This is a genomic window from Burkholderia sp. ZZQ-2, assembly GCF_050768715.1.
Lineage (GTDB): Bacteria > Pseudomonadota > Gammaproteobacteria > Burkholderiales > Burkholderiaceae > Burkholderia > Burkholderia cepacia.
This window is the reverse complement of sequence record NZ_LDVA01000286.1, coordinates 1-4,276: the sequence shown is the minus strand read 5'-3', so window position 1 is coordinate 4,276 and position 4,276 is coordinate 1. Positions and strand designations below refer to the sequence as shown.

Annotated in this window: 5 protein-coding genes; 2 read left to right on the top strand and 3 right to left on the bottom strand. The window is 65.7% G+C overall.

The window, feature by feature from the left end; all coding sequences use genetic code 11:
- Nucleotides 1-113: 113 nt before the first annotated feature.
- On the top strand, nucleotides 114-1,127 hold the full coding sequence (ltaE, locus tag ABY44_RS23865) for a low-specificity L-threonine aldolase (RefSeq protein ID WP_060174004.1): 1,014 nt from the start codon (nucleotides 114-116) through the stop codon (nucleotides 1,125-1,127).
- A 114-nt stretch (nucleotides 1,128-1,241) separates the two neighbouring features.
- Here the strand turns inward: ltaE and ABY44_RS23860 are convergent, their stop codons facing one another.
- The 3 genes from ABY44_RS23860 to ABY44_RS23850 all read right to left on the bottom strand — a co-directional run bounded on the left by ABY44_RS23860 (nucleotide 1,242) and on the right by ABY44_RS23850 (nucleotide 2,862).
- Nucleotides 1,242-1,454 carry a DUF1059 domain-containing protein gene (locus ABY44_RS23860; protein WP_059684048.1) on the bottom strand — a complete coding sequence of 71 codons (213 nt, stop codon included), beginning with the start codon at nucleotides 1,452-1,454 and terminating at the stop codon, nucleotides 1,242-1,244.
- A gap of 166 nt (nucleotides 1,455-1,620) precedes the next feature.
- Nucleotides 1,621-2,526 carry an HTH-type transcriptional regulator ArgP gene (locus ABY44_RS23855; protein WP_060174003.1) on the bottom strand — a complete coding sequence of 302 codons (906 nt, stop codon included), beginning with the start codon at nucleotides 2,524-2,526 and terminating at the stop codon, nucleotides 1,621-1,623.
- Nucleotides 2,527-2,580: 54 nt separating this feature from the next.
- Nucleotides 2,581-2,862, bottom strand: coding sequence for a hypothetical protein (locus ABY44_RS23850; RefSeq protein ID WP_196488026.1), 282 nt, complete (start codon nucleotides 2,860-2,862; stop codon nucleotides 2,581-2,583).
- Between the two features lie 178 nt (nucleotides 2,863-3,040).
- On the opposite strand from ABY44_RS23850, the gene ABY44_RS23845 reads away from it, so the two are divergent.
- Nucleotides 3,041-4,239, top strand: a protein-coding gene (locus ABY44_RS23845; RefSeq protein WP_166488176.1) for an IS3 family transposase whose coding sequence is annotated in 2 segments (ribosomal slippage) — nucleotides 3,041-3,356 and nucleotides 3,356-4,239 — 1,200 coding nt in all. Because the reading frame shifts where the segments join, the coding sequence is not laid out codon by codon here.
- Nucleotides 4,240-4,276 lie beyond the last annotated feature (37 nt).

Below are 4,276 nucleotides of genomic sequence, written 5' to 3'. Positions count from 1 at the left end.
GTCGACCGTCGGCCGTCGGCACACACACGCTGCGTGAATTGCGTACACTCTGAGTCTCGTTTCGGCAGGGCCGGGCGCATCGGTTCCGGTCCGCGTTTACCCAGGACTCAGCGATGATCGATTTACGCAGCGATACCGTGACACGTCCGAGCCAGGCAATGCTGGCCGCGATGACTGCCGCCGAAGTCGGCGACGACGTATGGGGTGACGACCCGACCGTGCTGCGCCTGCAGGCGGTGATGGCCGAGCGGGCCGGCAAGGAAGCCGGCCTGTTCTTCCCGAGCGGCACGCAGAGCAACCTCGCCGCGCTGATGGCCCATTGCGAACGCGGCGACGAGTACATCGTCGGCCAGCTCGCGCACACCTACAAGTACGAAGGCGGCGGTGCGGCCGTGCTGGGCAGCATCCAGCCGCAGCCGATCGAGAACGCGCCGGACGGCACGCTGCCGCTCGCGAAGATCGCCGCGGCGATCAAGCCGATCGACAATCACTTTGCCCGCACGCGCCTGCTCGCGCTCGAAAACACGATCGGCGGCCAGGTCTTGCCGGAAGGCTATGTCCAGGAAGCCACCGCGTTCGCGCGCAGCCGCGGGTTGGCGCTGCATCTCGACGGCGCACGCGTGTGCAACGCGGCCGTCGCGTCGGGCCGTTCGATCGCCGAGCTGTGCGCGCCGTTCGACACCGTGTCGATCTGCTTCTCGAAAGGGCTCGGTACACCGGTCGGCTCGGTGCTGGTCGGCAACCGCGTGCTGATCGAGCGCGCGCAGCGCTGGCGCAAGGTGCTCGGCGGCGCGATGCGGCAGTCGGGCATTCTCGCGGCCGCGTGCCTGTATGCGCTCGACCACAACGTCGAGCGGCTCGCGGACGATCACGCGAACGCCGCGCATCTCGCGGCGGGCCTCGCGCGCATCGACGCGGTGAAGGTGCTGTCGCACGCGACGAACATGGTGTTCGCGCAATTCCCCGAAGCCGATTGCGCGCCGCTCGAGGCGTGGCTCAAGGAACGCGGGATCCTCACGCAGATGCTGTACGCGTCGCGCTTCGTCACGCACTGCGACGTGTCGCGCGCGGACATCGATACCTTCATCGACGCGGTCGCCGCGTATTTCGCGCAGCGCCGCGCGTAACGGGGAATGCGCCGGCCGGCGGGAGAGCCGGCGCGACGTGGCGCGAAGCGGGGAGCGAAGAGGCGACGGGGGCGACGAGGCAACCCGTCTGTCGATATCGGGCGAGCCGGCGGACTACGCTTGCCGGGGTGCGTCGGCGGGTGGCGTGCCGTCGCGGAACAGCGTTTTCAGTTGCGTGCGCAGTTCGGCGCTGTCGGTGTGCTGGTGCACCAGCACCGCATGTTGCACGGCGGCCTCCAGCAGTTCGTTGTCGGAGTCGGCGGAAATCGCGACCGAGCAATGCGTCGCGCTGGGAAACTCGCGGCAATCGATATAGCGGCGGGACATGATGTTCTCCTTGCGGGAAAGGGAACGGCCGGATGTGCGTGATCGGCCGCGCGGCGCGTTCGCGAGGCCGATGGAAAAAGTATAGGCGGCGCGGCAGGGTTTCTCGCTGCGATGCGTACCGCGCCGCGCGCCATGCACCGCCCTGGCGGTGTCGATCACCCGCGCGTCACGGCAGCGGCGCGAGCAGCCGGCGCGCCGCCTCGACGACGCGTTCCGACAACGACGCCATCGTCGGTGACTGCACGGTCCACGCGTGCCAGTACAGCGTGACGTCGGTCGGATGCGCGGGCGCGAGATCGACGAGCCCCTGCGCGTCGAGCGGCGCGGCGCCGATCAGCGGCTCCGGCACCATCGCGTAGCCGAGCCCGTGCCGCACCGCCGCGAAGTGCGAATGGGTGCCCGGCACGTAGTGGCACGGGTAGGCGCCCTCGGGCAGCCCGAACTTCTCCTTCAGGAACGACGACTGCAGCGTATCGCGCCGCGAGTACGCGACGACGGGCGCCTTGCGCGCGCTCGTGCGGTTCAGCCCGCGCGGGAACCAGCGCACCGCGAACGCGGCGGCCGCGAGCAGCCGGTAGCGCATCGTGCCGAGCGGTGTCGCGAGGCAGCCGCGCATCGGCTTCGGCTCGGTCGTCACGCAGCCCACCGCCATCCCGCTTTCGAGCAGCGCGAACGTGTGGTCCTGGTCTTCGACGATCAGCTCGAACAGGATGCGCTCGCCGGCGAGTACGGACGTCAGTGCCGGGAGAAACCACGTGCCGAGGCTGTCGGAATTGAGCGCGATCGTGACCGAGATCGGCGATTCGCGCTCGGTCGCGAGCGTGCTTTGCAGGTCGGCCTGCAGCAGCGCGACGCGGCGCAGGTGCTGCAGCACGCGCTGCCCGGCCACCGTCGGGCGGCACGGCCGCGTGCGCAGCACGAGCGGCGTGCCGAGGCTCGCTTCCAGTGCGCGGACCCGCTGTGTGACCGCTGATGCGGTCACGTGCAGGCGCACGGCCGCCTGCTCGAAGCTGCCCGTGTCGGCGACGGCCAGCAGTGCGGCGGCCTGCTTAGGATCGATCGTCAGAGACATGTATTAGGTGGACCGAGACAGAATATGATGCTCAAAATGATGAAGCCTTGCTAGTCACGGCGTTATGGCCAGTCGCGAAACTTGGTGGTCAAGTGTGACATGGAAATCGATCTCGCCTTGGGACCAAACTGTGACCGATTCGGCATGTTGTGCCGGATGGTCTGCCGCTAGATGCGCATACCGAAGAACCATGTCGTATCTCGACCATCCACCAAGCTCCTTCAGCAACTCATCATGGAATCGAAAATTCTCCACGTTCGCCTGATTCCGCGAAGTAGCCGCTACGCTTCCTCTTTCGCGATCCAGCGAATCCGCATGTTGGATTTTCTGGAGCACTTCAGTATCGGCGCTCGATCGATCCACTTCTTACGGTGGCGTAGCATTCCGAGAGTCGTCGCAAGATACCGGTTTCGCGTTGCTTGGAGCGACCCCACGTATCTGAGGACACGAGGACTCTCTTAAAATAAGGGATAGTCTTGTGCCTATCAGTAAGCCTAGTCATTACGTGGAAAGCATCGAAATTCTGACCGAGCCGGAGCGCCGTCGTCGGCGCACGGCGCAAGAAAAAATCGCCATCGTGCAGGAAACATTGGAGCCGGGAGCGTCGGTGTCGGCCGTTGCACGTCGGCACGGCGTCAACGCCAACCAAGTGTTCGGCTGGCGCAAGCAATACCAGGAAGGCAGTCTGGCGGCGGTGAAGGCAGGCGAAACCGTTGTGCCGGCATCTGAGCTGGCCGCCGCCATCAAGGAAATCAAGGAACTGCAACGGCTACTTGGGAAGAAGACGCTGGAGGTCGAAATCCTGAAAGAAGCCGTGGAATGGGGCCGTTCAAAAAACCTGATTGCGCGCTCGCCCTTGCTGCCGGGGGACGACCGATGAAGACGGTCTGCGAAGTTCTCGGCGTGGCGCGCTCTGCCGTGGCGGTGAAGCGAGCTCGCTCGTCCGACTGGCGCGATGGTCGCCGTGCCCGCGTGACCAACGATGCCGGGCTGGTCGAGGAGATTCAGGCCCATGTGGCGCACCTTCCCACCTACGGCTACCGCCGTGTCTGGGCGCTGCTGCGCCGCAGTCGGGAGCAGAGCGGTGCGCCGTGCATCAACGTCAAGCGCGTGTATCGGGTCATGCGGGAGCATCAGTTGCTGCTGCGCCGCCCTGGCGTGCGGCGAGATAAGCGGCGACATGACGGTCGCGTTGCGGTGGACCGCAGCAACACCCGCTGGTGCTCCGATGGCTTCGAGTTTCGGTGCGACGATGGTACGCCGCTGCGCGTGACGTTTGCGCTGGACTGCTGCGACCGCGAGGCGATTAGCTGGGCAGCAACGACCGGCGGGCATAGCGGTGATGTGGTGCGCGACGTGATGCTGGCCGCCGTCGAACAGCGCTTCGGCACCACGCAGGCCGCGCAGCCCATTGAATGGCTGACGGACAACGGCTCGGCCTACATCGACCACCGCACGCGCAGCTTCGCTCGCGAACTGGGTCTTGAGCCGCTGACCACACCGGTCCGTTCGCCGCAGAGCAATGGCATGGCGGAATCGTTCGTGAAGACCATGAAGGACAATTACGTCGCCTATATGGACAAGTCTGACGCACCAACAGCGCTCTCGCGTCTGGCTATCGCGTTTGAACACTACAATGAGCGCCACCCGCACAAAGCCTTGAAATACCGCTCGCCTCGCGAGTTCAGGCGTAATGCGGTGTCATCAACCTAACGGTGTCCGCGTGTCCTGAGTTACAGGGGCAACTCCA

Bases quoted from the DNA above. Each gene is read 5' to 3' on its own strand.
- ltaE (WP_060174004.1), top strand. From the start codon at position 114: ATGATCGATTTACGCAGCGATACCGTGACACGTCCGAGCCAGGCAATG.
- ABY44_RS23860 (WP_059684048.1), bottom strand. From the start codon at position 1,454: ATGTCCCGCCGCTATATCGATTGCCGCGAGTTTCCCAGCGCGACGCAT.
- ABY44_RS23855 (WP_060174003.1), bottom strand. From the start codon at position 2,526: ATGTCTCTGACGATCGATCCTAAGCAGGCCGCCGCACTGCTGGCCGTC.